Origin of the sequence: Lactobacillus sp. UMNPBX1 (genome assembly GCF_002554085.1) — a bacterium.
Classification (GTDB): Bacteria; Bacillota; Bacilli; order Lactobacillales; family Lactobacillaceae; genus Lactobacillus; species Lactobacillus crispatus.
In genome coordinates this window covers 1-24,930 of sequence record NZ_PCZI01000018.1, presented here as the reverse complement: position 1 = coordinate 24,930, position 24,930 = coordinate 1, and the positions used below count along the sequence as shown (strand labels likewise).

Sequence of the window (24,930 nt, the reverse complement as noted above, 5' to 3'; positions counted from 1 at the left end):
AATTAAAAAACTTAGCATCAGAAATTTAGCAGTTTAAAACTTAGAAGCTCTTAATTTAATACTATTTCTTAATAAATTTTCGAATAATAGCATAAATATTAAAGACTGATAATGCAACAGCACTATCAATAATTTCAACCTCCCAAAAAAATTTAGTTGCTTCTGCAAAACTATCACCATAAATCATCATTCCATAACAATGATATAAATTCCAAATAGTAATTATTAAAATAATAACTATGTTTGTAATAATCATACAAAATAGCCAACTATTAAATAGTTTCTTTAGCTTACTTTTCATACTCTAATTTACCTAGACTTTATACCACAGTTAGCAACAGTCCAACCTAATGAAACCCAACCAACCCCTGGTACCAATGATCCAGCTATCTTTTCAGCAAATTGTTTTGCTAATTTTTTTCCAGCTACTTTTGCAAATGCTTTAACCATAAGACTTGCTGCTTTTTCCCAAGCATGTGACCGCAATAATTTTTTTTATTTGAGGACTGTACAATACCTTAGCATAATTTTCTGCTCCCATTATGCCATATTGTTTTAACAAACATTTGCCAAAACCTTCTGCTGAAAAAAAAGCAGACCCTACAGCATTTGAAGTCGCAACTCTCGCTCTGTTGGCAATTTAATTTCACCAGTAGCGTATGATAAAACTCCCTTAGATAATTGAACTTCATCCATATCTGGATTTGCGTCATGTGCTTATTTAAAGGCCTGAGCTAGTTTATCAATCGCTTGAGCTAGTTCTTTTTGAGTAACTTCATCATTTTCTTCAACATTCGCTTCACTAGCATAAGTTGGAGTTGCCAATACACTAGAAAAAGCTGTTCCTAATGTAACAGTTGCCAATGTAGTACACAAAATCTTTTTCAAATTCATCTTCTTTCCTCCACTAACATCTAATAAAAAATAATTTTGTTAAATGTTAGTTTATTTTATAATAGATTAAATGGCAATTACAATTTTAATGTTTTTAACATAATTGTCACTTTGAATCATCATTTTTTAAAGTCACATTCTCATTACAAAAAAATAGTGAATCAATATCTCATCAGATAATCGATTCACTATTTAATTTGAATTTTTTATTCAACATCTAAATACTTAGCCAAAATCTGCAACACACCATTGTCATCATTCGAAGGTGCCTCATACTTTGCTACCGCCTTAGCCTTCGCATTGGCGTTTTTCATCGCATAGCTATAGCCACATGCCTTAAGCATATCAATATCATTTTCGCCATCGCCAAAGGCAATCAAATCTTTTTGCGCAATGCCATAATGCTTAAGCATATCGTCTACGCCCTTGGCCTTATTAATGCCTTTATGCACCAAGTCGATTGTCATATTACCACTGCTAGTGCCGCGAATACAGTCACCATATTTTTCATTAAACCGATCCTGAATCACCTGCGCCAGTTCATCATCAGCTGTCAGACAAATCTTCAAGATCGCATCAGCTGGATCAATGTCAGTAAACTGATCGATTTCCTGAACATCACGATAATAAATTCTAATGTCGTCTTTATCCGTTTGATCCATACTCTTCAAAATATAGCAATGATGCTGTGCGCTAACCATAATGATTGCTTCAGGGTATTCTGTTTGAATAAAATGGAGCAATTTTTGTGCAATTTTATAATCAATTGCGATCAGTTTGAATACTTTGCCATCGGCTTCTAGAATTGCCCCATTTTCAGACACGTAATCTACTTCATTAGTAAATTCGTCAAAATATTCATGCGAACGAATTAGTTGGTTCCCTGTTGCACAGATAAACGGTATTTGATTAGCTTGCAATTTTCGTAAAACTTTTGCAAATAGCGCATGATCAAAAGTCTTTTTTTCGGTCAAAAAAGTGCCATCTAGATCAACCGCTACAGCTTTAAAAGGTATTTGTGTCATGTTTTATCACCTTTCTATCGTACCTTTATCTTACTATGCAAGCGATTTTCTAGCAGTATTTTGCTAATAAAATGAAATTTCTTTCATAACTAGTCAAATATTTCGTTTATTTCAAGTTGCATTTTTAATGTTTCACATGTAACAAGATAAACAATTCATGGTATCACGCTAATCTAATGGATAAATATAAGGATATTGTGCAGTCTCTGGCACCTTATCCCAAGTGACGGTGTGACCTGCACCATGTGAACAAAAGACAGAGTTAGGCGTATTCTCCAGATCAGAAACGGGATCATAATTCTTTTCCTCAATAATTTCTGCCGCATTGTGACAAGGCAAATAACCACTGACTACGCATTCAAGATTACCTTCACCATGCGTATAATTGCGCACTTCTGTCGCATAATCTTGCATTTCAGCTACCGGTGCAGAACCGGATATGACTGTTCGTTCACCAATATTTTCAGGCGTACTAAATTTTCCATTCATGCGCTGAATATCATTTAAAGCACGCCCTACCTGATCTTTTCCTATTTCTAAGCGAAAATCATACCACGGTTCGAGCAAAATAGTTTGCTGGCGCAATTTTTCTTCCATCAAGCCCTGCCGCACTGCACGATAAGTTGCTTCACGGAAATCGCCACCAACCGAATGTACAATTGAGCCTTTACCACCGATCAAGGTAATCTTCATATCTGTAATCGGCGAAGCTGTCAAAACACCAAGATGTTCTTTAGACTTCAACGCCGTCATGATTTGATGTTGCCAATTTTTAGTCAAAACTTCTAAACTGCATTTATTTTCAAAAACAATACCGCTATTACGTGGCAGTGGCTCCAGTAAAAGATGAACTTCCGCGTAGTGACGTAGCGGTTCAAAGTGGCCTACTGCTTCAATTGGTTTAGTGATTGTTTCTTGATAAAGAATACTTCCCTGTTCAAAAACAATATTCAAATCAAAACGTTCTTGCATTAACTGTTCTAAAATTTCTAATTGAATCTTTCCCATCACTTGCACGTGGATTTCTTGCAAATGTTCGGACCAAGTCACATGCAGCTGTGGATCTTCATCTTCCAAGGTTTGCAGAGCTTTTAAGCAAGCGTGAAGATCATTATCCTGGGGATTAACTTTATAGGTCAAAACTGGCTTAAGCAGTGCAGTTGGTGCATCCCCCACGCCGAATCCTTGTCCTGGATAGCTTTTACTTAAACCTGTTAAAGCTACGACATCACCAGCTTCAGCTTCAGTAATTGTGGTAAATTTTTCACCATTATACAAGCGAATCTGGTTGATCTTTTCATCACTTAATTCAGTCTTTGCTTTCAACTTACCACCCAGGATTTTGACCCAAGTTAGCCGCTCGCCATTTTTATCATGCGAAATCTTGAAGCATCTGGCCATAAAGTCTTCCGTGTGCGTTTGCTCTAGCGTCCATTGTTCAAAACCAGCTAAAAATTCTTTAATACCAGTTAATTTCAAGGCAGAGCCAAAATAAACTGGAAAAGTTTTTCTATCTATAATCTCATGTTGGACGTCATGTTCACTAATTTCACCATGATCCAAATATTTTTCTAACAGACTATCATCACAAGCAGCAACATTCTCGTAAAAGTCATCATCAATTTTTGAAAAATCGACACAGTTTTCACTTAAATTCTGTTGTAAATCTGCTAGGGCTTTTTCTTTATCTGCTCCAACGGTATCGATTTTATTAACAAAAATAAACACTGGTACATTGTTCCGCTTAAGTAAATGCCACAGAGTGCGAGTATAACTAGCTACACCATCTGTAATTGAAATAACCAAGATAGCATAATCAAGCACACTCAACGTTTCTTCAGTTTGCGCACTAAAATCAACGTGCCCCGGAGTATCTAGTAAAGTAATTTCTGAATTATTAGTTGTTAATTTAGCTTCATGAGAAAAAATGGTAATGCCACGTTTTTTCTCCAATTGATCTGTATCTAAAAATGCATCACCATTGTCGACTCTGCCTAAATTGCGCAGATTGCCTGCCGTATAAAGCAAAGCTTCAGATAAAGTTGTCTTACCCGCATCAACGTGGGCAACAATTCCTGTTGTAATTTTCTTCATTGTCTCACCTAATAAAAAAGTATCTTACTTCAAAAATAAGATACTTCTTGTGATAATTCAATTTTCTTTATTCCAAATTAAATTAAAAGTTAACCTCATCCGGATCATTAGCCAGCTTACTTGCACCGCGCAAACCATCTAACTTCTTCATGTCTTCTGGACTAATCTCAAAGTCAAAGACATCACCATTAGCCGCAATATACTTAGGATGAACTGATTTCGGCAATGGTAAAAAGCCATGTTGAAGTGACCAACGAATCAATACTTGAGCTGAAGATTTACCATAGTTTTCGGCTACTTCACCAACCACTTCATTACCTAACAAGCCACCAGTGCCTAAAGGACTGTAAGCCTCATTAAGCAAATCATATTCCTTGCTTGCGGCCGTTACTTCCGGTTGCAAATCACTCGGATTCAAGTAACTTTGGTTAACTACCGGCTTAATCTCAGCAGTCTTCATTAATTCATCCAGGTGATGCTTTCTAAAGTTGGATACACCAATTGCGCGAATCTTGCCAGCCTTCACTGCTTCTTCCATTGCTTGCCAGCTTTCAGCATTTAATTCTGCCCAATGGTCACGCATATTGGCAGGATTTGGCCAGTGAATTAAATAAAGATCAAGGTAGTCTAAATCTAATTTTTCTAGACTAGTATCAATTGCCTTTTTAGTCTTGTCATAACCATGATCGGAATTCCACAATTTAGTAGTTACAAATAATTCATGGCGGTTAACGCCACTACGTTTAATTGCTTCGCCAACACTTTCTTCATTGCCGTAAGCTGCAGCAGTATCAATGTGACGGTATCCCGCCTCAAGTGCGGCTTCAACAGATTCTCTTGCAACTTCTCCACTTGGTGTTTGCCAAGTACCAAAGCCAATTACAGGGATCTCTACACCATTATTTAGGGTATAAGTATCAGTAAGTGAATGTAATTCCATATTCTCACCTTTCTATATTTTTTGTTAAAAAAACATATTTTCAAGTCAACTTAATTCAGTCTAAAAAACATTACATGTTAATCTTAAACTAAAAAAGAAACAGAGGTGAACAAATATGCTTACTAATAGTCAGAATATAATTTTAAAAGATCAATTGACGCAAAACGATATCGATCATTTAATCAAAAAATGGGATCTAGATCCTACAATTTTCACTTACCCTAATTCTTCGATTGAGGTTGCTCGTTTTATCCCTATTGATTCTAATAAACTAAAAAATGGTCACTTATTAGTGAGTTTCGATCTATTAAGTAATAACTTGCCAATTGAACAAGAGCTAATTCCAATTTTTACAATTTTTGACCAAAATCATCTCTTTATTGGCACAACAAGAAGTCTTTCAGAATTAAAACCGCAAGAAAATATTATTGAAACAATTTTTCAAAGCCTGTGTATTCAAATTAAACACATTCGGTCAGAATTAGTAACCATCAAACAAGAAATTGATCGTTTAGATCAAGCTGCTAGAAAGACAACTAAGACCAAAGAATTAAAAAAAGTAACAGATTTAACTCGCCAGCTAGTTTACTTAAAGCATACCTTAGATGATCAAACACCTAGTCTAGAAGAATTTGGCAATTATTTAGTAGAAAACAAGCTAGCAAATCAAGCCCGCGTCAAAAGTATCATAACCAGGCAAAAACGAATTACCAAAATGATTCATGTTTATACTGACTTGCTCGATTCCATTAGCGGCCTCTTTACCGCCATGATGGACAGTCACTTGAACCATTTAATGAAATATCTAGATTCAGCTGCCCTGGTAATTGCTCTTCCCGCTTTAATCAGTGGCATTTGGGGCATGAATGTCGGCGGCTTACCAGGTAAAGAAAATGAAAACGGCTTTTGGATTTTAATAATTTTTGCCAGCTTATTAACTATTGGTTGGGGCATCTTCTTGAAGAGCAAAAAGTATAATGATTAGTACTTCTTCTCAAAATCATTCTGCATTAATTTAACAAGTTCTGGATAGGTTTCTACCTCAAAAATTGGATGCAAATTCAAAGTATTTTTCCGATGGCGATGATTGTACCAAATACTATCAAAGCCATATTTTTCTGCACCTAAAATATCCGATTGCAATCCATCCCCAAAAAAGACAGTCTCACTCGGACCAATTTCCGTACGACTGAAGAAATAATCAAAAGCATGTGGGTTAGGCTTAGAATAGTGGGCTTCTTCTGACGTAACAATTAGGTCAAAATATTTTTTCACACCAGCAAGCTCCAACCGATGATTTTGCATGAATTTTTCACCATTGCTCAAAACGGTCAGCTTATAGCCCTGCTTTTTAGCAAAAATCAAGGTGTCCTCAACCCCTGGCAATAATTGGTGTGCTTCGCCAAAGTATGAACGATATTCATCCATTGCCTTCTTGCCATCAATCTCAATACCAAAATGATCCAAAATAAAATCATGAAAAGTCATTTCACTTAATTCTTCATAAGTTAGTTCACCTTGTTCAAGCCGGCGCCAAAGTCCTTGATTATAAGAATGATACTGCCGCTGCAATTCCGCAGATAAAGGCCAGTGATGAGCGTTAAACAAGCTATGTAAGGCAAAATCTTCAGTTGCCGCAAAATCGATAATTGTGTCATCTACATCAAAAATTATTTGTTGATAGCGCAAGAGAATTCCTCCCTTCTTTCTATGACGGTTGCCAGAATAATTATTATAGCATGGTTAATCACTAGTGCTTGGGTTTATAATTTAAAGAAATATTTTTAATAGAAACAGGTATCACAATGACAATTGGTTCAGCACTCAAGCAACTTAGAACTAAACTAGGACTCACCCAAGCAGAAATGGCTGCAGGAATAATTTCTGTTTCCTTTTATTCAAAGGTAGAAAGAGACATTCACGATATTGGCACAACAGAATTAATCGAATTGCTTAACCAACACAATATTGATGTAAGTACTTTTTTCACTACTTATATCAGCCCAAAAAGCAAGCCAGATACTGATATTCTTGAGCAAATTAATACCGCTTATGAACGCGGAGATAAAAAAGAATTACTCAAAATTCAAACTAAATTAAATGCTCTGCCTAAAGATCATGTAACTGAATACTACAGACTTCAACTTCGTTTATACTTAGATGTCTACTTGCCTCAAGCTAAAAAAATTCCGCTTGACTTAAAAATGAAGCTTAAAGAATACGTTTTTCGTAATGATAACTGGGATGTATATTCTTTGCAGACCTTCCGTGAAACAATGCGTATCTATCACTTAGATGAGCTAAGCTTTTTGGTAAATGCCATCTTGGTCAAATATCCTCATCCTAACAAATTAACCACTATACTAGCAGAAAATGTTGGCGCTATTTGTGTAAACTACCTTGATAACTGTTACGAATACAATGCACCAGAGCTAATTTCTCGTCCTCTAAATTATCTACAAAGATTGCCCTATCACAAAGAGATACTTTTGGTTAAAATTCTTGGTAATTACTATCAAGCAGTTTTTGCTAAAGACCGAGCTAAGTGTGCCCAAATCTTGCAAGTCCTGAAAGATGCTGGTTGCCATGACTTAATCAAAGTTTTGCCTCGCCTTTAAATTTTCGTATACGAAAACTCAATATCTTTTACGCACATCAGATTTAAATTTTTTCATCTCATTTAATAATACTTAAAGAGGTGAGAAAAATGAGTTATTTATTCAAATACCTAAAAAAGGAACCAAAGTTAGTAATGATCGTAACCCTGCTAACAATCATTACGTCATCATTACGCGTGACGCATGCATTGATCAACGTTAGTATCTTTAATGCATTAATCAAGTTGCAAATAGATAGATTCTTTAAATACGTGGGTTTAGACATTGTTGTATTTGCAATTTTATCAATCTTTTTGATTTTATTACAAATTCAAACTACCAAAACCGTTCAGTACTTAAGCATTGATCTGCGTAAAGACATTATTAGTCAGATCGAAAAAAAGAGGATTGCTGATTTTCAGAAAAAAGATACCGGCATCTATGCATCTTGGTTGACTAACGATACTACTACAATCGAAAATCAGGGTTTCTATAATATATTGCAAGCAATTCAAATTATTACAGATCCATTATTTTCAATCATTGCTTTAGTTCAGTTTTCATGGACTTTTGTTCCGTTAATCCTGATCGTTTCGTTGTTAACTGTTTTATTACCACAGATTATTCATAAAAAGTTGGCCAACGCAGGCCTTTCTACTACAAAAGCGAATGAACGATTGTTGAATGTTATTAATGATAGCCTACGTGGGTTTACTACCTTCTCTATTTTTGGCATGGAGCGACAATTAGAAAAAAGAATTATTGGAACTGCTTTGAGTGTTGCCAACAAGAAAATCAAGCAAGAAAAGTATCAAGCTGTAGCAAATAATCTGGCTGGCTTTTCAAATATTATCGGTCAGACAGGAATTCAGGCTTGGACCGGTTTTCTAGCACTAAACAAAATCATTTCTATTGGTGTGATTGGTTCATCTGGGAACTTATCTTACAACGTTTTTAATTCGCTGGCTGTAATTGCCCCAATCTGGACAGAGATGACCGCACTAACCCCTATTTTTGAAAAGTACCACTTAGATAATAATCAAAATAGTAAACAAGAAGGATATCAGCTAACAGACTTCAAATTCAAGTCTCTAAGTACTAGAAATTTGCAAATGACTTTTGATCACAAAAGAATTTTTCAACATCCCTTAAATACTAAAATTAATACTAATGAAAAAGTTGGTATCTATGGCCAATCTGGCAGTGGTAAAAGTACACTATTAAAAATAATTTCGGGACAAATCCAGAACTATCAGGGATCAATTAGGCTTAACAACATTGAAGAAAAAGAAATTAGCTATGATTCACTTCGTCAAACTGCTATCTATATTGATCAAACGCCTTACTTGTTTGATGATACAGTTCTTTATAATTTAACATTAGGTGAAAATTTTCCTTCTGAGCAAATAAACAAAGTTTTAGAGAAAATAGATTTAGTAGATTTTGTTAATCAACTACCTCAAGGTCTTAATACCCAAATCGGTGAAGGTGGTGCCAGTTTATCTGGTGGGCAAAAACAACGATTAGCTTTAGCACGAGGGTTATTACGAAAGAAAAGCTTGTTTTTATTCGATGAAAGTACCAGCAATCTAGATAAAAAGACAGCATTAAAAGTTGAAAATGATTTTTTAAAGCAAAAAGATATTACTGTTATCTTCGTTAGTCACCAACTGCATGAAGAAAATAAAGATAGGTTTGACCAGTTATTGGAAATCTAACAAAAAATCATTTGACATCTTTCTCATAATTACTTAAAATTTAGCTAACAAATTTGAACGAAAGGAAGATTTTATCATGATTAAATTTACAGCAATCAATCGTTGGCAATTCCAGCACTAGAGTTGTTTCTGTTCGTGAAGTACAGATGCGACTCATTAAGATCGTATCTGTGCTGGTAAAATCTTCAAGAAATATTGCCCGCACGGAAAATAACGTGCGGGTTTTGTTTTAGGCATTTCCCGAAAAAAGGAAGTGCCTTTTTTGTTTGAAGGAGAAAAAGAATGAAAAGGTTAATCGGAACAATTATTGCTCTTTTTGCTTTTCTGGCAGTTGCATTTGTCAGTGAAGTAAATAAGAAAAATGCGGAAAAGAAAACGCCAACTGTCGGTATCTTGCAAACAATGAGCCATCCCGCTCTAGATCAGATCCATCGAGGCATTATTCAAGGACTTAAAGATGAAGGATATATCGAAGGAAAAAATCTTAAAATTGATTTTCAAAATGCCCAAGGTGATCAAAGTAATCTGAAATCAATGAGCGATCGCTTTAGCCAGGAAAACGCAACTGTAACTATTGGAATTGCCACTCCTGCTGTCCAATCTCTAGCTAATACTTCTGGCAACATCCCTGTAGTTATGGGCGCGGTCAGCGATCCTCTTGGAGCTCATTTAGTAAAAAGTCTAACACATCCTGGCGGTAAAATTACCGGTGTCCAGGACCGCCAGCCAATCGCCAGCCAGCTGGCCTTAATGCAAGAAATCTTACCTAAAGCCAAAAACATCGGTGTCATTTACACCTCAAGTGATGATTCATCAGCATCAGAGTACCGTGAATTCAGACGACTAGCTGAAGCAAAAGGACTTAAAGTTATCCCTTACACTATCACTTCAACCAATGATATCGAACAAGTTGCCCAAACCATGGTAGGCAAGGTTCAAGCAGTTTATGTCCCAACCGACAATACTGTAGCTAGTGGAATTGCCACCTTATTAAAGGCTACTAACAGTGCCAAGATCCCAGTTTTTCCTGCTGCCGATACTATGGTTAAAAGTGGTGGTCTCGCTACCAGGTGTGTCAGTCAATTCGACATGGGAATCTTAACTGGAAAAATGGCAGGACAAATTTTACATGGTAAAAACCCTGCTACTCTTCCCGTCAAGCGCGTAACCCATTATGAAACAGTAATCAATGAAAAAATAGCTCGTGAATTAAACATCACTATTCCGAATAGTGTAGTTCAAGCGGCACAAAAGAAAGGACGGATTATCAAATGAGCTTAATTACTTCTTCTATTGGCCAAGGTTTGCTCTGGGGCGTTCTAGCCTTAGGCCTCTACCTAACTTTTAGAATTTTAAATTTCCCAGACATGACTGTTGAGGGAACCTTCCCCTTCGGTGCCGCAATTTGTGTTAGTGCGTTAGTTCATGGCGTCAATCCTTTAGCAGCTACCATTCTTTCCTTCTTCGCTGGCATGGTCACTGGCTTAGTCACCGGCTTACTGTATACTAAAGGAAAAATCCCTGTTCTTTTAGCTGGTATTTTAACGATGACCGGTGTCTACTCAGTTAATCTTAGAATTCTAGGCAAGGCTAATGTAGGTTTACTTAACAAAAATACTTTACTAAACGGTCAGCTTTTACAAAAATTACCGATCAATTTTCCTACTATTATTGTTGGTTTGATCATTGCCATTATCGTCATTGTTTTGCTAGCAGTTTTCCTTGATACTGATCTTGGTCAAGCCTTTATTGCCACTGGTGACAACGAAAAAATGGCTCAATCACTTGGCATTAATACCGATAATATGAAAATCTTAGGTCTAATGCTCTCTAATGGCTTGATTGGCTTAGCTGGCGGCCTTTTAGCTCAAAATGGTGGTTACGCTGACGTCAATATGGGGATCGGTACTATGGTTATCGGACTAGCTGCCATCATTATTGGTGAAGTCGTTTATGGCGATTTAAGTTTAACCGCCCGCTTGGTAGCAGTTGTTATCGGTAGTATTATTTATCGCCTTATCTTACTCCTAGTCCTCCAACTTGGCTTTAGTACCAACGACTTTAAATTGATTTCCGCTATTATTCTTGCTATTTGTATGATGCTACCTTTATTTGAACAAAAATTTCGCACTCGTAAATTATTAAAGAAAGGCGTTGAAAAACCATGAGTACTATTCTTGATTTACAAAATATTACCACTACCGTTAATGCTGGTACCAATGAAGAAAAGCAAATCCTCAAAAATATTAATCTAAAACTTGAAGATGGAGATTTTGTTACTCTTTTAGGAACCAACGGTGCTGGTAAATCAACGCTACTAAATATTATCAATGGCTCTATTTTTCCTACTAGCGGAAAAATTCTGCTCAAAGACCAAGATTTAACCAATCTTTCTGAAGTAAAACGCGCTAAATATATTGCCCAAGTATTCCAAGATCCTAAAATGGGTACAGCTCCGCGAATGACTGTTGCGGAAAACTTATTACTTGCAACCAAACGAGGTGAACACCGCGGTCTGCGTTTAAGAGGCCTAGATAAACATATGCAAGAATTTAAACGCCAGGCAGCCCAACTTCCTAACGGATTAAATGAACGCTTAAATACTTTTGTGGGTAATCTTTCTGGTGGTCAACGACAAACATTAAGTTTTTTAATGGCAACAATTAAGCGCCCTGATTTGCTCTTACTAGATGAGCATACTGCGGCGTTAGATCCAAATACTAGCCGCGAATTGCTTGAACTAACTGATAAAGTTGTGCAAGAAGAGCATTTGACTTGCATCATGATCACTCACCAATTAAAAGACGCAATCAAATACGGAAACCGCACCATCATTTTAAACAATGGTAGAATCGTTTTTGATGTCAAAGGCGACGACAAAAAACGCCTAACTGAGGAGGATATTCTGCAATACTTCACAGATTAGAACGTTATTTTAGGATTATAAGTTAAGAGTGAACGACAGCTATAATATGAACACTGTGAATTTGCGGATTTTCTTATTATAATAAGAGCCGAGGTCATCGTTAAGGGACTTATACCAAAAATCTCCGCAGTTATTCAAAATGAATAGCTGTTTTTTTCTGCCCTTTTTACGAAATTCCGTAAAACGTTATTCTAGCAACATTTACCCAGCAAAAATATTTTTCTAAAAAATGTGCTTTTTTCCTTGTATTATATAACGTACGTTATATAATAAGAATTGTAAGGAATGAGGAACGAGAAGTTCCAGTAGATAAGTGATTAGAATTAGAGGTATTCATTATGTTATCAAAGAAAATGGTTAAGGTTGTTTCAGTTGTTGTTGCTTCAATGGGTTTAATGAGCGTTGGTGCTTCAGTTAGTCAAGCTGCTAGTTTTGAAGCTCCTAAGCTTGGAACTGCACAAGTTATGCCAACCGATCCTTCAATCAAGAAGGGTGACAAGATTTTTGTTACTGTTAAAGACACCAAAAATCAAAAAGTTAACGTTTTGAATGCTCAAGGTCACAAAACTACTCAAAAAGTTTCTATGGGTTCAACCTACACTGCCAAAGATGTCAAAAAGGCTGATGGCAAGAAGATCGTTAAGATCAACAAGAGCCAATGGTTGAACATTAAGGATGTTGTAAAAGACTAATTCTTCTAGATCAAAAAATAAACAATTTACTAATGAATATCCAAAAAGAGAACCCTGCTCAACGGAACAGGATTCTCTTTTTTGCTTGGTTTAATATTTTAAGCAATAATGTTTATTTCTTTTGTGCAGCTGCCTCAGCTTCTGCATCAGTATTTGATGGGGTTAATTCAGGGCCAGCTGTAACCTTAACAGCTTCTGCACTAATATATCCATCTCTAGTCTGCTCCCATGGATCACTAGAAACAATGTGATAAAACAGCTCAGCTTTATTGTCAGTCGAAACCCAAATGTATTTCAGGTTATCTACTTTCCAACTATCTGGCATATATCCCACAGTAACCTTTGATCTAATTGTACCATCTGCTTGTCTAATATAAGTATTCTTAAGTAAATTCACATATGTAGTTTTGTTTTCTTTTGCTTCTTTAGTTAAAAACTGTAAATCTATTCTAGGTTTGTTTACATCTAGAGAATACAAAAACTTATTTTTGGAAACCTGATAAAAACCAGGCATATCGGCTACTTGTGGCTTAAGATTCAAAAGCGCAGTTACTTTAAATTTGCTACCTTTTTTCACTTTATTCTTAGTAGCATTCCCATTAGCATTATAGAAAACAGTATTCTTTTTAGTTACAACATATCCTGAAGTAGCTATCAATTCTGAATTATTGATCTTACCAACATTAGCCACTTTAATAAATTTACCTTTTACCGTAGTGTAATAAGCTTGGCCTTTAATTAAAATATACGGCAGCCAATATCTTTGATAATTGTAAATAGTGTAATATTTTTTATTTTTACTCAGTTTTTGTATCTTTCCTTTAACTGATACACTTTCATCTTTTAATAGTTTTTTCGAATCTTTAACTCTACTCCCTTTTTTATTATAAAGATATGTATTATGATTCAACGTTACTTCAGTGGTGTTTTCTTTAGAATCTGCGTGAACAACAAAATTTGTTAGAGAGAACAATATTCCCCCTAAAGTCATTATTGTTCCCAATTTTAATACTTTCATAGTATGTCCCTTCGTTTTTTTGATTGCTAATATGATTATTATATTACGTAATCATCAAAATAGCGAAGGAAAAAACCTCCGCCATTCAATTCAATATTTACCATTTAACTCGAAAAATCTGATTACCAATAGTTCCTACACCATTTTTATTGTGATATGCAACAGTAAGATATAGGTCATTATTGCCAATTACTTGAATTCCTTCAAGTTCAGTTGGATATCCTGCAAAATTTTGATTAAGACGTGTATCACCTGTTAAATCAAGGGTATTCAATGCTCCTGGTTGCTCCCAACTAAACTTTACAATTTTTCTTTTATTGCTATCAGCATGTGTAGGATCATATTGACTAGAAACATAAACATTCAAGTCATCATCAATATCATATCCTTGAATTGAACCAATCCTACCTACAAAATTATCAATATCAATAACTTCGCCAGCTTGACATTGCTTTAGTTCAGACACAGTGACATTACCACCTGGATTACCATTCAACAACGCATTCACCTTAGGTAATTCATATAAACCAAAGTGTCCGCTATTATCAGTCCATACCGTTGCAATCATCAAATATTTATAGTTAGGCGAAACTGCTGCTTCTACTCTTTTAATATGCTTTCCATGCCAATCACCATTAGTAATTTCAACCAGATTAGAAATTCTAGCCATTTGAGTATTATTAGATACGCGACCAGAATTATATTTAACACGAGCGATCTGAGTAGTCCAACGATCATCATTAGGCTTAGTCCCAATAAACCAGCTCCCATCGCCGGTGGGGCCTGCATACTCCCAGGTTTGGGTATGACCACCAGCTGCATATTTATTTTTGCCAGCTTTGATTTCTGCTCCAGTTCTGCCAACTAGTGTTAGTCCAGGTGTAGGAGAACTAATACTTGCCCCGTTCTTTGCCCGACTAACATAAGTATTATTCTTATACATTTGCAAAACGTAAGTGTAGGTATGTCCAATATTTGCCTTTTGCACTACTCTAGCAAATGGTGCATACAAACGACTCTTTAAACTAATATCAACCATAATAAAACCTCCGAAAAAATTTAAAAATTACTACTTATCCTGAGTTTGCTCATTCATCTGCTTAGCTACTTCCGCAAAGATGTCCTGTACTTCCTGCCTGTTTAGCTTGAAGCCTTTTGCATCAAGACTATTCACTACTGCATTGCCAACACGATTAATCTTTTGCTCGTCAGAAAGATTTTCCTTATCGTATAAGCGTACATAGCTTTTCATCAAGCTATCTGCAGTATCACGGAATCGCTCTAAGCGCTTGTTCTTGAAATGAACCCTGCTCAAGATGCCAATACCTACTACGCTAACTACCCATAAAGCAAGAAAACAAAAAACACACTACATGCATAATTGCACATTGTAGTGTGTTTTTTAATGAGAAGATATTCTATTTTACGTAGGTTTCCTTAATTGCTAAAACTGATAAAGCGCCTAAGAAGCCTGAAATACCAGTAATCAACATCATTGCTGGCATGGAGTTACCCACCATTGGGAAAATCATGAAGCTGAGCAGTGATGCCACAATTTGAGGTAAGCAGATTGAGCAATTGAACAAACCTAAGTATGTTCCCATGTGTTTACCTGATAAAGCATTAGATACCATCGTCAATGGATAAGTATTCATACCAGCCCAACTGATGCCAATTAAAATGAAGGATAGAATTAAAAACCCCTGAGAATGAATCAAGAAGATTGAAGTATATCCTACTCCACCTAGTAGCAAACTGATACCGTAACCTAGCTTGTGGTGATTATTTGGAACCTTCGCTAAAACATATGAACAAACTACTGCCGCAATTGATTGTACAGCAGTTAAAACACCAAACCAGTTACCAGCAATCTGGTAGCCTGCAGAGGATGCATTGGTCGTATTCCAAACATTTTGTGCAATAGCACCAGTAGCGTAAGTTGATAAATATTGGAAAGAAATCCAGCAGAAGAACTGAACTAATGACACTTGCCAGAAGACTTTTGGCGCCTTCTTAAGCAGTTCAATCCAACCACCGCCTTCTTGATTATCAGATTCTTTAATTCCATGATAACGAGCGTAGGTTTCTGGATCATATTCATGTACTCTGAATATCGTGAACAATGATGTAATGACTAAAACGGCAGCACCAACATAAAATGAAATAATTACTGATTGTGGTACCACACCCTTTTTAGCTGTATTAGCAACACCCAAACTAGTTAACAAGAACGGGAAAAATGCGGCAATAACAGCACCAAAGTTGGACAACATGCTTTGAATCCCATAGGCATATGACTTTTGTTCATCATTGACCATGTCACCAATCATCATTTTAAATGGTTGCATTGCCATGTTCGATGCCACGTCTAATATCGCGATTGCAACAGCACCAAATATTAGAGCCTCAATTGAACCATAGCCTAGACCAAAACTACCAACATTTGGTAACAAAATCATAGTAATTACGGCAAAGATCATACCGACTAATAAATATGGCAAACGCCGTCCAATCTTAGGAATCCAAGTTCGATCGGATAATGATCCAATTCCAGGTTGCACTACCAATCCAGCTAACGGCGGTAAAATAAAGAACCAGCCTAATTTTGTCGGATCAGCACCCAATGTTTGGAAGATTCGACTCATCTGTGATGTTTCCAAAGTAAAGGCGATTTGCACACCCAAATACCCCAAACTAATCATCCAAATTGTCGTACTAGCTAGCGTAGGTAACCCAGTTTTTTTCTCCTCCATTTATTTTTCCTCTCGTTTCTTAAATCGCTTTCAATAGTTAAAATATAGCGGTTACAGAAAGAGCTTTCAATATGATTTATCTTGTTACCGGTAACTAAATTTTTCTAAAGCATTAATCTTCCTACTATTCTATTCGTCCAATTTGGTAGTAAAATACTCTCATAGATTTATGGAGGTATTAATATGCTTTCTTTATTATTAACATTACTCTTACTCTGGCTATTCTTTAAATTAGGAATTGGCCTCATTAAAGTTATCGGCTTTTTACTAGTCGTAGGAATTATGTTTTTCTTTTTTGCCTATTTGCTCATTCCGTTCTTGGCCATTGCGCTAGCTGGAAGCTTGCTTTGGGCAACATTAAAATAGCGAAAAATAAAGGACCGCAAATTGCGGTCCTTTTTACATTTGTTTCAAATTTTCAGCGATTAGTTTTCCTAAAATCTCATAGCCACGATCACCAAAATGAAGTCCATCGTTTTTTACTCCTTGACAAATCTCGCTTAAATCGCCAGTATCCCGCATAGCTTGTGCCAGATCTGCATAACGAAAATGATACTCATGTGCTACTTCTTTCACGATCTGAGCATATTCCGCTACTAACGTATTATTCCGTACACGTTGCTTAGTTTCATCAACAGCTGGCGGCGAAACAAGCAGAACATGTGGTGGGTAATATTGACAAACTATTGCCGAGGAAATAATTTCCATATTTTGCTTAAATTGCCTTGCTGGCACTTGTTTGTGCATAGCCAAATCATTGGTTCCCAGTAAGATCACCAAATTATCGCACTGCTTTACGCTTAGTACTAATTCATTTAATTTGGCAAAAAATGCCCCAGAATTAATTCCCGAAACAGCCGTATTTTCTAGTTCAATCTTAGGCAAAAGCTGTTGTAAATTCCAATTAAGGTGCGGTTCATTTTTTCCTTCCTGGCGTGCAATAATGCTATCACCTGTCAAAAGTACTCTCATTATTTATTCGCTTTCTTTTTACTTTTCTTTGCCGATTTAATCCCTAAGACATCAAGCAAGAAAGTGAAGATCGGCACACCGACAATCAGGCCCCAAGTACCCCAGAAGTGTTCAGCTACTAACAAAACTAAAAAAGTATAAAAGATCGGTAATTCGGTCTTGCTAGCCATAAATTTGGGATTCAACACATAGGCCTCAATTGCATGAATAATCATGATCATAATGAAGATATAAATCACATAACGAATGCCACCAACAGAATAGCCGATAATATTTAATGGAATTAAAGAAATGATCACACCAGCTACTGGCACTAAACTTAAAATAAAGACCATTAAGCCTAAGGCAATAATTTGCGGCATATGCATAAATGCCAGACCAATCATCGTCAAGGCCGTATTACAAATGGCAATAAAGAATTGTGCCTCTAAAACGACACCAAAAGTATTGGTAAACTTTTTACCAAAATAGCGAATATCCTCAAAAAGCCATTTAAAGTAACCACTTTTAACAAATAACTTTGAAAATTCAATCATTCTATCTAATTCAATCGTATAGAAGAAACTTAAAATCAAGGACATAAAGGTAGCAATTGTTAAACTACCAAAATTGGTCACCGTATGCAGAGCAAAAGTCCCAACTCGTTTTGCCTGCGTAACAATCTCACCTTTACTGATATAACGCGTTACATGGCTGGCTAAGCGCGATGATTCATTTGATTCATAAAACGCCATCACTGACTTTACCATTTTAGATATTTGGCCAACTAACATGGGCAAATAAATGGTAACCACGAAATAAAGCAGCGCCAAGATAATTAGATATGTTACCGCAACAATTAGGCCTGTTGGTATTTTAGGAAAATACCGCTGCACTAGATGAATTAAATGCACGATCACATAAGTAAAAATAAAAGTTAATAATACTGTGTTCATCATTGCTCGTATTTCATAAAGGCAGGCAATAATTAATAGCAGTACCACAAATCGACGTAATGGAATATTATTTTTAAATTTTTGCCAGGCTGTATCCATATTTTCCTCCAACATAAAAAGCTGTTATTTCCTTATTCTATGCCTAATTAGCCAAGAAAGAAAACTAATCTTAGCTTCAAAAATAATTTAAAAATAATATTTTTCACATTTTTATTCATTTTTCTATTGCTTTTTTCATTTTAATATCATAGAATAAAAATCAAATATTTTTAATTTATTTGGAGGTGCTTTTTGAATGAGTAAAGCAAAACGATATTTTGGTGCATTAGCACTTGTTTCTGGGGCAGCTTTAAGTTTGGTTGCCTGTGGTAATAATAAGAATGCCAAGACTAATGATGCGGCAGATACACATCACAAGTTCAGTCAAACTGTTCCTGTGAAAAGTGTTAAAAAAGGTGGGACTTTAAACTATGCTCTTGAATCAGATAGTCCATTCACTGGTATTTTCTTACCAGAATTATCAGATACTATAATTGATGGTGAGGTACAAAGCCCAGGTCTAGAATCTTTATTTTCAACAGATGATCAATACAAGATTAACAATAAAGGTGCTGCTACCTTTAAGCTTGACCGTAAAGCCAAGACCGTAACTATCGAGGTTAAGAAGGGTGTTAAGTGGTCAGACGGCAAGCAAGTTAATGCTAAAGACGTGGAATACGCTTATGAAATTATTGCTAATAAAGACTCCAAGTCACAACGTTATACCGATTCTCTTGCCGACATTGTTGGTTTAGCAGAATATCACAAAGGCAAGAGCAAGAAAATTTCTGGTATTGAAATGCCTGATGGCGAAAATGGCCGCAAGGTCGTAATTCACTTTAAACAAATGAAGCCTGGTATGCTTCAATCAGGTAACGGTTACTTCTGGGAATACGCTGAACCTTACCATTACTTAAAGGACGTACCATTCTCCAAGTTGATGTCTAGTGACAAGGTTAGAAAACAACCACTCTTCTACGGCCCATTCCGCGTAAGCAAGCTTGTTCGTGGTCAATCTGTCACTTGGGAACGTAACCCGCATTACTGGCGTGGTACACCAAACTTGGAAAAGGTATCCATGACAGTCATCGGTACCAACTCAGTTACTCAAGCCATCAAGAGTCACAAGTTCGACGTTGCTGGTGTCGTTAATACCCAATGGGAAGATGTTAAGAATGCCACTGACACTAACTTTATCGGCAATGTGCCTCTATCTTATAGCTACTTAGGCTTTAAGGTAGGTAAATGGGACAAAAAGGCTGGCAAAAACGTTGAAAACAAGAATTCTAAGATGAATAATCCATCATTACGTAAAGCTATGGCTTATGCAATGAACGTTGATGCAGTCGCTAAACGTTACTACCACGGCTTGGCCTTCCGCGTTAACACTTTGATCCCTGAACAATTTGGTGATTATACTGACAAGTCAATCAAGGGTTACCCATACAACTTGAAGAAGGCTAACGAATTATTGGATAAAGCCGGCTACAAGAAGAAGGGTGAATACAGAGTTCAACCTAACGGCAAGAAGTTAGTAATTAACTTGGCTGTTAGAAACAACTCAACTACCGCTGAACCTGTTTGGAGAAACTACATCCAACAATGGAAGAAAGTTGGTTTGGATGTTAAATTTGTCGGCGGCCGTCTAATGGAATTCAACAACTGGGTACAAGCTGTCGAATCTGACGATCCAAGAATCGACGTCTTCGAAGGTGGTTGGTCACTTTCAAGTGAACCATCCCCTAACGACCTTTACAATGAAGCTGCACCATACAACTTTGCTCGTTTCGTTTCACCTAAGCAAACTAAGCTTTTGGCTGATATCGACTCAGAGAAGGCCTTCAATCCTACTTACCGTGCTAATGCCTTCAAGAAGTGGCAAAAGTGGATGTATGATGAAGCATACGTTGTGCCAACTACCAACCAATACTCAGTCACTGCTGTTAACAAGAAGGTCACTGGCTGGTCACTTAAGCCTAGTGCCAACACTTGGTTCACTGCAGGTTTCGTAAAATAATTTCTTGAACAATCCTTTTTCTATATTTTCTATAACAAATAAAATTTACTTTTTAACCCCTATCAATTAATCTCAAAATATTCAGTAGCAAATTTGTTGCTGAATATTTTTTTATTTTTCTCAACCCCTATTACTAACCTAAATTGTAGAATGCAAGTCCCTTTTATGTGAAAAATTTTTAATATATAACACAACATATTGTGGTATACTCATAAATGTATTCATAGATAATGTGTTTTGTGAAACAATAGTAACTTTTAGGAGTGAGTTTTTTATGCCTACCACAAGAATTAAGCTGGATCCTGACTTTATCGATTCAGTGAAACAAGAAGTTAAACCTCATTGGGGAGAATTAGGTTGGGTTACCTACAAGAGAACTTATGCCCGCTGGCTTCCTGACCAAAATAGAGCTGAGAATTGGGATGAAACTGTCAAACGAGTTATTGAAGGTAATATTAACCTTGATCCGCGCTTGCATGATAATCCTTCTGCAGAAGTAATTACGGAGTTAACTAATGAAGCACAAAAACTATTTCGTTTAGTCTATGGCTTAGCTGCTACTCCGTCTGGTCGTAATCTTTGGATTTCAGGTACTGATTATCAAAAGCGGAACGGTGATTCCTTAAATAACTGCTGGTTCATTGCAATTCGCCCACAAAAATACGGCGATAGCCACATTGCGCCTGCTTATCTTAATCCTGAGCAAAAAGCCGTTTCAATGCCTTTCTCCTTCTTATTTGACCAATTAATGAAGGGCGGCGGTGTTGGTTTTTCAGTGGTCAACGAAAATATCGCTCAAATTCCTTCCGTCGACAATAAAGTGGATTTAGCCGTAATCATCGACAAAAAGAGTCCATCTTACGAGGCATCCCTCAAGGTCGGTGCCATCGACAAAGACGAATGGGAAAAGCAAAGTGTACCTGACGACACAATTTATTACAAACTGCCTGACACCCGTGAAGGTTGGGTCTTAGCTAATGCCCGTTTAATCGACATGCACTTTAACGCCACTAATCCAGACCACAAAATCAAATTAGCACTCGATATCTCTGACATTCGTCCATATGGTGCTAAGATCCATGGCTTCGGTGGTACGGCTTCAGGCCCAATGCCTTTAGTTGAGATGCTTATTGATATCAACAACGTTATCAATGCTCGCGTTAATAGTAAGCTTACTGCCGTTGACGGCACTGATATTTGTAACTTGATTGGTAAAACAGTTGTTGCAGGCAATGTCCGTCGCTCTGCTGAACTTGCTCTTGGCTCTAGCGATAATCAAGACTTTATTAAGATGAAGCAAGATAAGGAAAAACTTTATCATCACCGCTGGGCTTCTAACAACAGTGTCGCAATTAACTCTAAATTTAATAATTATGGCCCAATTGCTGACGGAATTTTGCATAACGGTGAACCAGGAATCGTCAATCTTGATCTTTCACGCAATTATGGCCGAATCGCTGATGGTTATCAGGCCGGCATTGACGACAGCGTTGAAGGCACCAACCCTTGTGGTGAGATTTCTCTAGCTAATGGTGAACCATGTAATTTGTTTGAGGTCTTCCCTTATGTAGCGGAACAAGAAGGCTGGGACCTCAAGGAAGCCTTTGGCTTAGCTGCTCGCTACACCAAGCGAGTTACCTTCAGTCCCTATGATTGGGAAATTTCACGCGAAATCATCCATAAAAATCGCCGAATCGGGGTTTCAATGTCAGGAATTCAAGACTGGCTTTTAAATGATCTCGGTCACAGAGTTGTAACTGGCTTTGAGGATGCAGTTGATCAAGAAAATGGGCAAAAGATCAAGAAGCCAATCTATGACCCTCAAGCGGTTAAGATGGTTGACAGCCTTTACCAAGCTGTAGTTGACGCAGACAAGACCTACAGCAAGGAATTAGGCTGCAATGAATCAATTAAGCACACCACAGTTAAACCTTCAGGTACGGTAGCGAAATTGGCTGGAGTCAGCGAAGGAATGCACTTCCACTATGCTGGTTACTTGATTCAACGGATTCGTTTCCAAGCTAGCGACCCACTTTTGCCAGCCTTAAAAGAATGTGGCTACCACACTGAACCAGATATTTACACACCAAATACAATCTGTGTTGAATTTCCACTTCGTGCAGCTCACGCCGACAGCAAAAACTTTGCCTCAGCCGGCACTGTTTCCATCGCGGAACAATTTGCGACACAAGCATTTTTGCAAACTTATTGGTCCGACAATGCTGTTAGTTGTACCGTTACTTTCCAAAGCGATGAAAGTGATCAAATTGCCCCACTACTTTACCAATATCGCCATATTATTAAGTCAACTTCACTTCTTCCTTATTACGGTGGCTCACTTAAACAAGCTCCGAAGGAACCAATTGACAAGCAGACTTACGAGGCTAGAGCCGCATTGATTACTGATGATGTTGAAAAAGTTTTTGCTAAGCAAAATGATGATCAAAAAGGACTAGAGCTAGTCGACCAATCAGATTGTGCTGGTGGCGCCTGCCCAATTAAATAAATTTATTTGGAGGAATGGAATTGAAGAGTATGAGTAAACGTAAAATTAATCTATTTTTTGCAATTATTACTTTCTTTACGTTAGCCTTAACTGCATGCTCAAATAATAATTCAGCTACTAAAAAAAGCACAACTAACCAAATTTCGGTTAATTACACTTTAAAAGAAGGTAAAAAGACCTTTGATAAGAAAACCATAAAAGTTCCTAAAAAAGCTAAAGTAATTGCTGGTTTAAAAAAGGCCTGGAAAGTTAAGGAAACCAAAGGCTTTATCACTGCAATTGACGGCAAAACTCAAAATCCTAAGAAAAAGATTTATTGGACCTACACAATTAACAATAAGTTTGCCTCTAAAGGCGCTAATGAACAAACTGTTAATAACAAAGATAAAGTTAAATTTACTTTAGCTAAAATGAAATAATCATAAGGAGAAAAACAAATGACTAAAACAAAATTATTAAGCTTAACTACTACCGGTGCCGTATTTGTTAGCCTACTTTTCACTGGCGTTGCACCAACCAGCAACGTCCAAGCTGCTTCTTACATTAAAGTTCATTACACCTTAAAGAAGGGCAACAAGGCTTTCTCACACAAGAGTTTTAAGGTTAAGAAAAATGCTAAAGTGATCACCGGTTTGAAAAAAGGTTGGCACGTTAAAAGCACTAATGGCTTTGTTACTAGTATTGCTGGCAGAAGCCAAAATAAGAGTAAGAATATCTACTGGACTTACACCATTAACGGCAAGTATGCTTCTAAAGGAGCATACCAACAACCATTGCATAGAAACGACCGTGTTGTCTGGAAGCTAGCCGGGATCAAGTAAAATGCTTACCAAAGAAAGAGTTCAGATTAGATCTTTAGCACTCCTAGCGATTTTGGTTGCTATGTGTGTAACACTCAGAATTTTTAAAATCATCGATATCCCTAACGTACAGCCCGTAACTGATATGATTATGATTGTGACCCTAACAATGGGTGCTGGCTTTGGCTTTGCCCTATCCGCATTGACCATGATCTTGTCCAATATTTATCTAGGCTTTGGAATTTGGACTATCCCCCAGATTATGGCTTATGTTGGTTGTGTTTTAGTAGTAATCCTACTTGACAAAACCACCCCACTAAAGCAACACTTCTGGATGCAAGTTATCGTAGCTACCCTTCTGGGTTACGTATATGGCTTGTTAATCAATTTCGGCATGTCAATTTGGGGTGGCTGGTCATCCTTTTTAGGTTATGTTGCGGGAAGTTTCTTATTTGATACTTACCATTGTCTGGGCAATTTTGGTTTCTATTTTGTTTTGTACAAACCATTGACTCTTGCCCTAAACAATTACAAACGAAAAGCAGGAATCAGCTATGATTAAAATTTACACTAAAGTTGGTGACAAAGGTTTAACTAAGCAAGTTACTGGCAAAATGGTGCCTAAATATGACCTCCAAATTGAAGCTCTAGGTGACGTAGATGAATTGCAATCCTACTTAGGTGTAGTAATTGCTAACTTATCTAAAAACTGTCTGCAACTTAAAGATGAGCTGCAAGACGTACAACGCAACCTTTACCAATTACAAGCTGATATCGTGGTAAAGCATCATCAAGAAATCACCCATGAAACAGTGCAGCAACTCGAACATCGCATTGATCAACTAACGCCCCAAATTCCTTCCATTCCTGAATTTATTCTGCCAGGTGGTAAAGCCACTGGTGCCAATCTTCAGTATGCCAGGACAGTCGCTCGACGCACCGAACGGGCATTGGTCAAATTAAGTTTAAATGAACAGGAATTATCAGATGACGTATTAAAATAC

At 36.9% G+C, this 24,930-nt stretch carries 25 protein-coding genes and 1 pseudogene; 14 read left to right on the top strand and 12 right to left on the bottom strand.

All coding sequences use genetic code 11. The annotated features are described in order from the left end of the window. Positions 1 to 309: 309 nt before the first annotated feature. The 5 genes from CP352_RS11390 to CP352_RS08755 form a co-directional block, all read right to left on the bottom strand. Positions 310 to 450, bottom strand: a complete 141-nt coding sequence (locus CP352_RS11390) for a hypothetical protein (RefSeq protein WP_233186935.1) — start codon at positions 448 to 450, stop codon at positions 310 to 312. Positions 451 to 717: 267 nt separating this feature from the next. After that, complete coding sequence (locus CP352_RS11385; protein ID WP_233186934.1) at positions 718 to 894, bottom strand: hypothetical protein; 177 nt, start codon at positions 892 to 894, stop codon at positions 718 to 720. A 206-nt stretch (positions 895 to 1,100) separates the two neighbouring features. Continuing rightward, the gene (locus tag CP352_RS08765) at positions 1,101 to 1,919 is read right to left on the bottom strand and encodes a Cof-type HAD-IIB family hydrolase (protein ID WP_098034918.1); all 819 of its coding nucleotides are present in this window, start codon (positions 1,917 to 1,919) and stop codon (positions 1,101 to 1,103) included. A 168-nt stretch (positions 1,920 to 2,087) separates the two neighbouring features. Then, a complete protein-coding gene (locus CP352_RS08760; RefSeq protein ID WP_098034917.1) occupies positions 2,088 to 4,013 on the bottom strand; it encodes a translation factor GTPase family protein in 1,926 nt (641 codons plus the stop codon). 82 nt (positions 4,014 to 4,095) lie between these two features. Beyond that, positions 4,096 to 4,953: an aldo/keto reductase gene (locus CP352_RS08755; RefSeq protein WP_089143185.1), complete on the bottom strand. Its 858-nt coding sequence runs from the start codon at positions 4,951 to 4,953 to the stop codon at positions 4,096 to 4,098. Between the two features lie 115 nt (positions 4,954 to 5,068). Here CP352_RS08755 and CP352_RS08750 point away from each other — a divergent pair, with 115 nt between their 5' ends. Then, positions 5,069 to 5,938: a CorA family divalent cation transporter gene (locus CP352_RS08750; protein WP_098034916.1), complete on the top strand. Its 870-nt coding sequence runs from the start codon at positions 5,069 to 5,071 to the stop codon at positions 5,936 to 5,938. On the opposite strand, the gene CP352_RS08745 is transcribed toward CP352_RS08750, so the two are convergent. Next, a complete protein-coding gene (locus CP352_RS08745) occupies positions 5,935 to 6,642 on the bottom strand; it encodes a YjjG family noncanonical pyrimidine nucleotidase (RefSeq protein ID WP_187354735.1) in 708 nt (235 codons plus the stop codon). The genes CP352_RS08750 and CP352_RS08745 overlap by 4 nt on opposite strands. A gap of 116 nt (positions 6,643 to 6,758) precedes the next feature. On the opposite strand from CP352_RS08745, the gene CP352_RS08740 reads away from it, so the two are divergent. From CP352_RS08740 to CP352_RS08715, 6 genes are all read left to right on the top strand, one after another. Continuing rightward, a complete protein-coding gene (locus CP352_RS08740) occupies positions 6,759 to 7,571 on the top strand; it encodes a helix-turn-helix domain-containing protein (protein ID WP_089143183.1) in 813 nt (270 codons plus the stop codon). Positions 7,572 to 7,660: 89 nt separating this feature from the next. Next, the gene (locus CP352_RS08735; RefSeq protein ID WP_098034914.1) at positions 7,661 to 9,268 is read left to right on the top strand and encodes an ABC transporter ATP-binding protein; all 1,608 of its coding nucleotides are present in this window, start codon (positions 7,661 to 7,663) and stop codon (positions 9,266 to 9,268) included. 282 nt (positions 9,269 to 9,550) lie between these two features. Beyond that, a complete protein-coding gene (gene trpX, locus CP352_RS08730; RefSeq protein WP_098034913.1) occupies positions 9,551 to 10,543 on the top strand; it encodes a tryptophan ABC transporter substrate-binding protein in 993 nt (330 codons plus the stop codon). Then, positions 10,540 to 11,436: an ABC transporter permease gene (locus tag CP352_RS08725; protein ID WP_089145479.1), complete on the top strand. Its 897-nt coding sequence runs from the start codon at positions 10,540 to 10,542 to the stop codon at positions 11,434 to 11,436. The genes trpX and CP352_RS08725 overlap by 4 nt, the downstream gene beginning before the upstream one ends. Next, entirely contained in the window at positions 11,433 to 12,194 is a 762-nt protein-coding gene (locus tag CP352_RS08720) for an ABC transporter ATP-binding protein (RefSeq protein ID WP_089143323.1), read from the top strand. Before CP352_RS08725 ends, CP352_RS08720 begins: the two co-directional genes overlap by 4 nt. A 338-nt stretch (positions 12,195 to 12,532) precedes the next feature. Beyond that, positions 12,533 to 12,886 carry a hypothetical protein gene (locus CP352_RS08715; RefSeq protein WP_202401258.1) on the top strand — a complete coding sequence of 118 codons (354 nt, stop codon included), beginning with the start codon at positions 12,533 to 12,535 and terminating at the stop codon, positions 12,884 to 12,886. A 112-nt stretch (positions 12,887 to 12,998) separates the two neighbouring features. Here the strand turns inward: CP352_RS08715 and CP352_RS08710 are convergent, their stop codons facing one another. From CP352_RS08710 to CP352_RS08695, 4 genes and pseudogenes are all read right to left on the bottom strand, one after another. Then, positions 12,999 to 13,904 carry an SLAP domain-containing protein gene (locus CP352_RS08710; protein WP_089143324.1) on the bottom strand — a complete coding sequence of 302 codons (906 nt, stop codon included), beginning with the start codon at positions 13,902 to 13,904 and terminating at the stop codon, positions 12,999 to 13,001. A 97-nt stretch (positions 13,905 to 14,001) separates the two neighbouring features. Continuing rightward, positions 14,002 to 14,943 (bottom strand): helveticin J family class III bacteriocin, encoded by a 942-nt coding sequence (locus CP352_RS08705; protein ID WP_081307170.1) that lies wholly within the window; start codon positions 14,941 to 14,943, stop codon positions 14,002 to 14,004. Between the two features lie 30 nt (positions 14,944 to 14,973). Next, positions 14,974 to 15,258, bottom strand: a pseudogene (locus CP352_RS08700) (helveticin); the annotation flags it as partial. Between the two features lie 64 nt (positions 15,259 to 15,322). Further along, complete coding sequence (locus CP352_RS08695) at positions 15,323 to 16,657, bottom strand: SLC45 family MFS transporter (protein ID WP_098034912.1); 1,335 nt, start codon at positions 16,655 to 16,657, stop codon at positions 15,323 to 15,325. A gap of 183 nt (positions 16,658 to 16,840) precedes the next feature. Here CP352_RS08695 and CP352_RS08690 point away from each other — a divergent pair, with 183 nt between their 5' ends. Continuing rightward, positions 16,841 to 17,023, top strand: coding sequence for a hypothetical protein (locus CP352_RS08690; protein WP_013085612.1), 183 nt, complete (start codon positions 16,841 to 16,843; stop codon positions 17,021 to 17,023). Between the two features lie 33 nt (positions 17,024 to 17,056). On the opposite strand, the gene CP352_RS08685 is transcribed toward CP352_RS08690, so the two are convergent. Next, a complete protein-coding gene (locus tag CP352_RS08685) occupies positions 17,057 to 17,629 on the bottom strand; it encodes an SGNH/GDSL hydrolase family protein (protein ID WP_098034911.1) in 573 nt (190 codons plus the stop codon). Then, positions 17,629 to 18,663: an AI-2E family transporter gene (locus tag CP352_RS08680; protein WP_098034910.1), complete on the bottom strand. Its 1,035-nt coding sequence runs from the start codon at positions 18,661 to 18,663 to the stop codon at positions 17,629 to 17,631. Before CP352_RS08680 ends, CP352_RS08685 begins: the two co-directional genes overlap by 1 nt. A 196-nt stretch (positions 18,664 to 18,859) precedes the next feature. Between CP352_RS08680 and CP352_RS08675 the strand changes: the two genes are divergently transcribed. The 6 genes from CP352_RS08675 to CP352_RS08650 form a co-directional block, all read left to right on the top strand. After that, on the top strand, positions 18,860 to 20,620 hold the full coding sequence (locus tag CP352_RS08675; protein ID WP_098034909.1) for an oligopeptide ABC transporter substrate-binding protein: 1,761 nt from the start codon (positions 18,860 to 18,862) through the stop codon (positions 20,618 to 20,620). A 274-nt stretch (positions 20,621 to 20,894) separates the two neighbouring features. Further along, the gene (gene nrdJ, locus CP352_RS08670) at positions 20,895 to 23,126 is read left to right on the top strand and encodes a ribonucleoside-triphosphate reductase, adenosylcobalamin-dependent (RefSeq protein ID WP_089145482.1); all 2,232 of its coding nucleotides are present in this window, start codon (positions 20,895 to 20,897) and stop codon (positions 23,124 to 23,126) included. 29 nt (positions 23,127 to 23,155) lie between these two features. Next, positions 23,156 to 23,545, top strand: coding sequence for a DUF4430 domain-containing protein (locus CP352_RS08665; RefSeq protein WP_089143335.1), 390 nt, complete (start codon positions 23,156 to 23,158; stop codon positions 23,543 to 23,545). An 18-nt stretch (positions 23,546 to 23,563) separates the two neighbouring features. Continuing rightward, positions 23,564 to 23,947 carry a DUF4430 domain-containing protein gene (locus CP352_RS08660; protein WP_023487848.1) on the top strand — a complete coding sequence of 128 codons (384 nt, stop codon included), beginning with the start codon at positions 23,564 to 23,566 and terminating at the stop codon, positions 23,945 to 23,947. A gap of 1 nt (position 23,948) precedes the next feature. Continuing rightward, positions 23,949 to 24,488 carry an ECF transporter S component gene (locus CP352_RS08655; RefSeq protein WP_023487847.1) on the top strand — a complete coding sequence of 180 codons (540 nt, stop codon included), beginning with the start codon at positions 23,949 to 23,951 and terminating at the stop codon, positions 24,486 to 24,488. Next, positions 24,481 to 24,930, top strand: a 450-nt coding sequence (locus CP352_RS08650) for a cob(I)yrinic acid a,c-diamide adenosyltransferase (RefSeq protein WP_098034908.1), incomplete at its 3' end; no start/stop codon positions are given. The genes CP352_RS08655 and CP352_RS08650, both read left to right, overlap by 8 nt.

Excerpts from the sequence above, each read along its gene's own strand:
- CP352_RS11390 (WP_233186935.1), bottom strand. The coding sequence starts at position 450 with ATGGTTAAAGCATTTGCAAAAGTAGCTGGAAAAAAATTAGCAAAACAA.
- CP352_RS11385 (WP_233186934.1), bottom strand. The coding sequence starts at position 894 with ATGAATTTGAAAAAGATTTTGTGTACTACATTGGCAACTGTTACATTA.
- CP352_RS08765 (WP_098034918.1), bottom strand. The coding sequence starts at position 1,919 with ATGACACAAATACCTTTTAAAGCTGTAGCGGTTGATCTAGATGGCACT.
- CP352_RS08760 (WP_098034917.1), bottom strand. The coding sequence starts at position 4,013 with ATGAAGAAAATTACAACAGGAATTGTTGCCCACGTTGATGCGGGTAAG.
- CP352_RS08755 (WP_089143185.1), bottom strand. The coding sequence starts at position 4,953 with ATGGAATTACATTCACTTACTGATACTTATACCCTAAATAATGGTGTA.
- CP352_RS08750 (WP_098034916.1), top strand. The coding sequence starts at position 5,069 with ATGCTTACTAATAGTCAGAATATAATTTTAAAAGATCAATTGACGCAA.
- CP352_RS08740 (WP_089143183.1), top strand. The coding sequence starts at position 6,759 with ATGACAATTGGTTCAGCACTCAAGCAACTTAGAACTAAACTAGGACTC.
- CP352_RS08735 (WP_098034914.1), top strand. The coding sequence starts at position 7,661 with ATGAGTTATTTATTCAAATACCTAAAAAAGGAACCAAAGTTAGTAATG.
- trpX (WP_098034913.1), top strand. The coding sequence starts at position 9,551 with ATGAAAAGGTTAATCGGAACAATTATTGCTCTTTTTGCTTTTCTGGCA.
- CP352_RS08725 (WP_089145479.1), top strand. The coding sequence starts at position 10,540 with ATGAGCTTAATTACTTCTTCTATTGGCCAAGGTTTGCTCTGGGGCGTT.
- CP352_RS08720 (WP_089143323.1), top strand. The coding sequence starts at position 11,433 with ATGAGTACTATTCTTGATTTACAAAATATTACCACTACCGTTAATGCT.
- CP352_RS08715 (WP_202401258.1), top strand. The coding sequence starts at position 12,533 with ATGTTATCAAAGAAAATGGTTAAGGTTGTTTCAGTTGTTGTTGCTTCA.
- CP352_RS08710 (WP_089143324.1), bottom strand. The coding sequence starts at position 13,904 with ATGAAAGTATTAAAATTGGGAACAATAATGACTTTAGGGGGAATATTG.
- CP352_RS08705 (WP_081307170.1), bottom strand. The coding sequence starts at position 14,943 with ATGGTTGATATTAGTTTAAAGAGTCGTTTGTATGCACCATTTGCTAGA.
- CP352_RS08695 (WP_098034912.1), bottom strand. The coding sequence starts at position 16,657 with ATGGAGGAGAAAAAAACTGGGTTACCTACGCTAGCTAGTACGACAATT.
- CP352_RS08690 (WP_013085612.1), top strand. The coding sequence starts at position 16,841 with ATGCTTTCTTTATTATTAACATTACTCTTACTCTGGCTATTCTTTAAA.
- CP352_RS08685 (WP_098034911.1), bottom strand. The coding sequence starts at position 17,629 with ATGAGAGTACTTTTGACAGGTGATAGCATTATTGCACGCCAGGAAGGA.
- CP352_RS08680 (WP_098034910.1), bottom strand. The coding sequence starts at position 18,663 with ATGGATACAGCCTGGCAAAAATTTAAAAATAATATTCCATTACGTCGA.
- CP352_RS08675 (WP_098034909.1), top strand. The coding sequence starts at position 18,860 with ATGAGTAAAGCAAAACGATATTTTGGTGCATTAGCACTTGTTTCTGGG.
- nrdJ (WP_089145482.1), top strand. The coding sequence starts at position 20,895 with ATGCCTACCACAAGAATTAAGCTGGATCCTGACTTTATCGATTCAGTG.
- CP352_RS08665 (WP_089143335.1), top strand. The coding sequence starts at position 23,156 with ATGAGTAAACGTAAAATTAATCTATTTTTTGCAATTATTACTTTCTTT.
- CP352_RS08660 (WP_023487848.1), top strand. The coding sequence starts at position 23,564 with ATGACTAAAACAAAATTATTAAGCTTAACTACTACCGGTGCCGTATTT.
- CP352_RS08655 (WP_023487847.1), top strand. The coding sequence starts at position 23,949 with ATGCTTACCAAAGAAAGAGTTCAGATTAGATCTTTAGCACTCCTAGCG.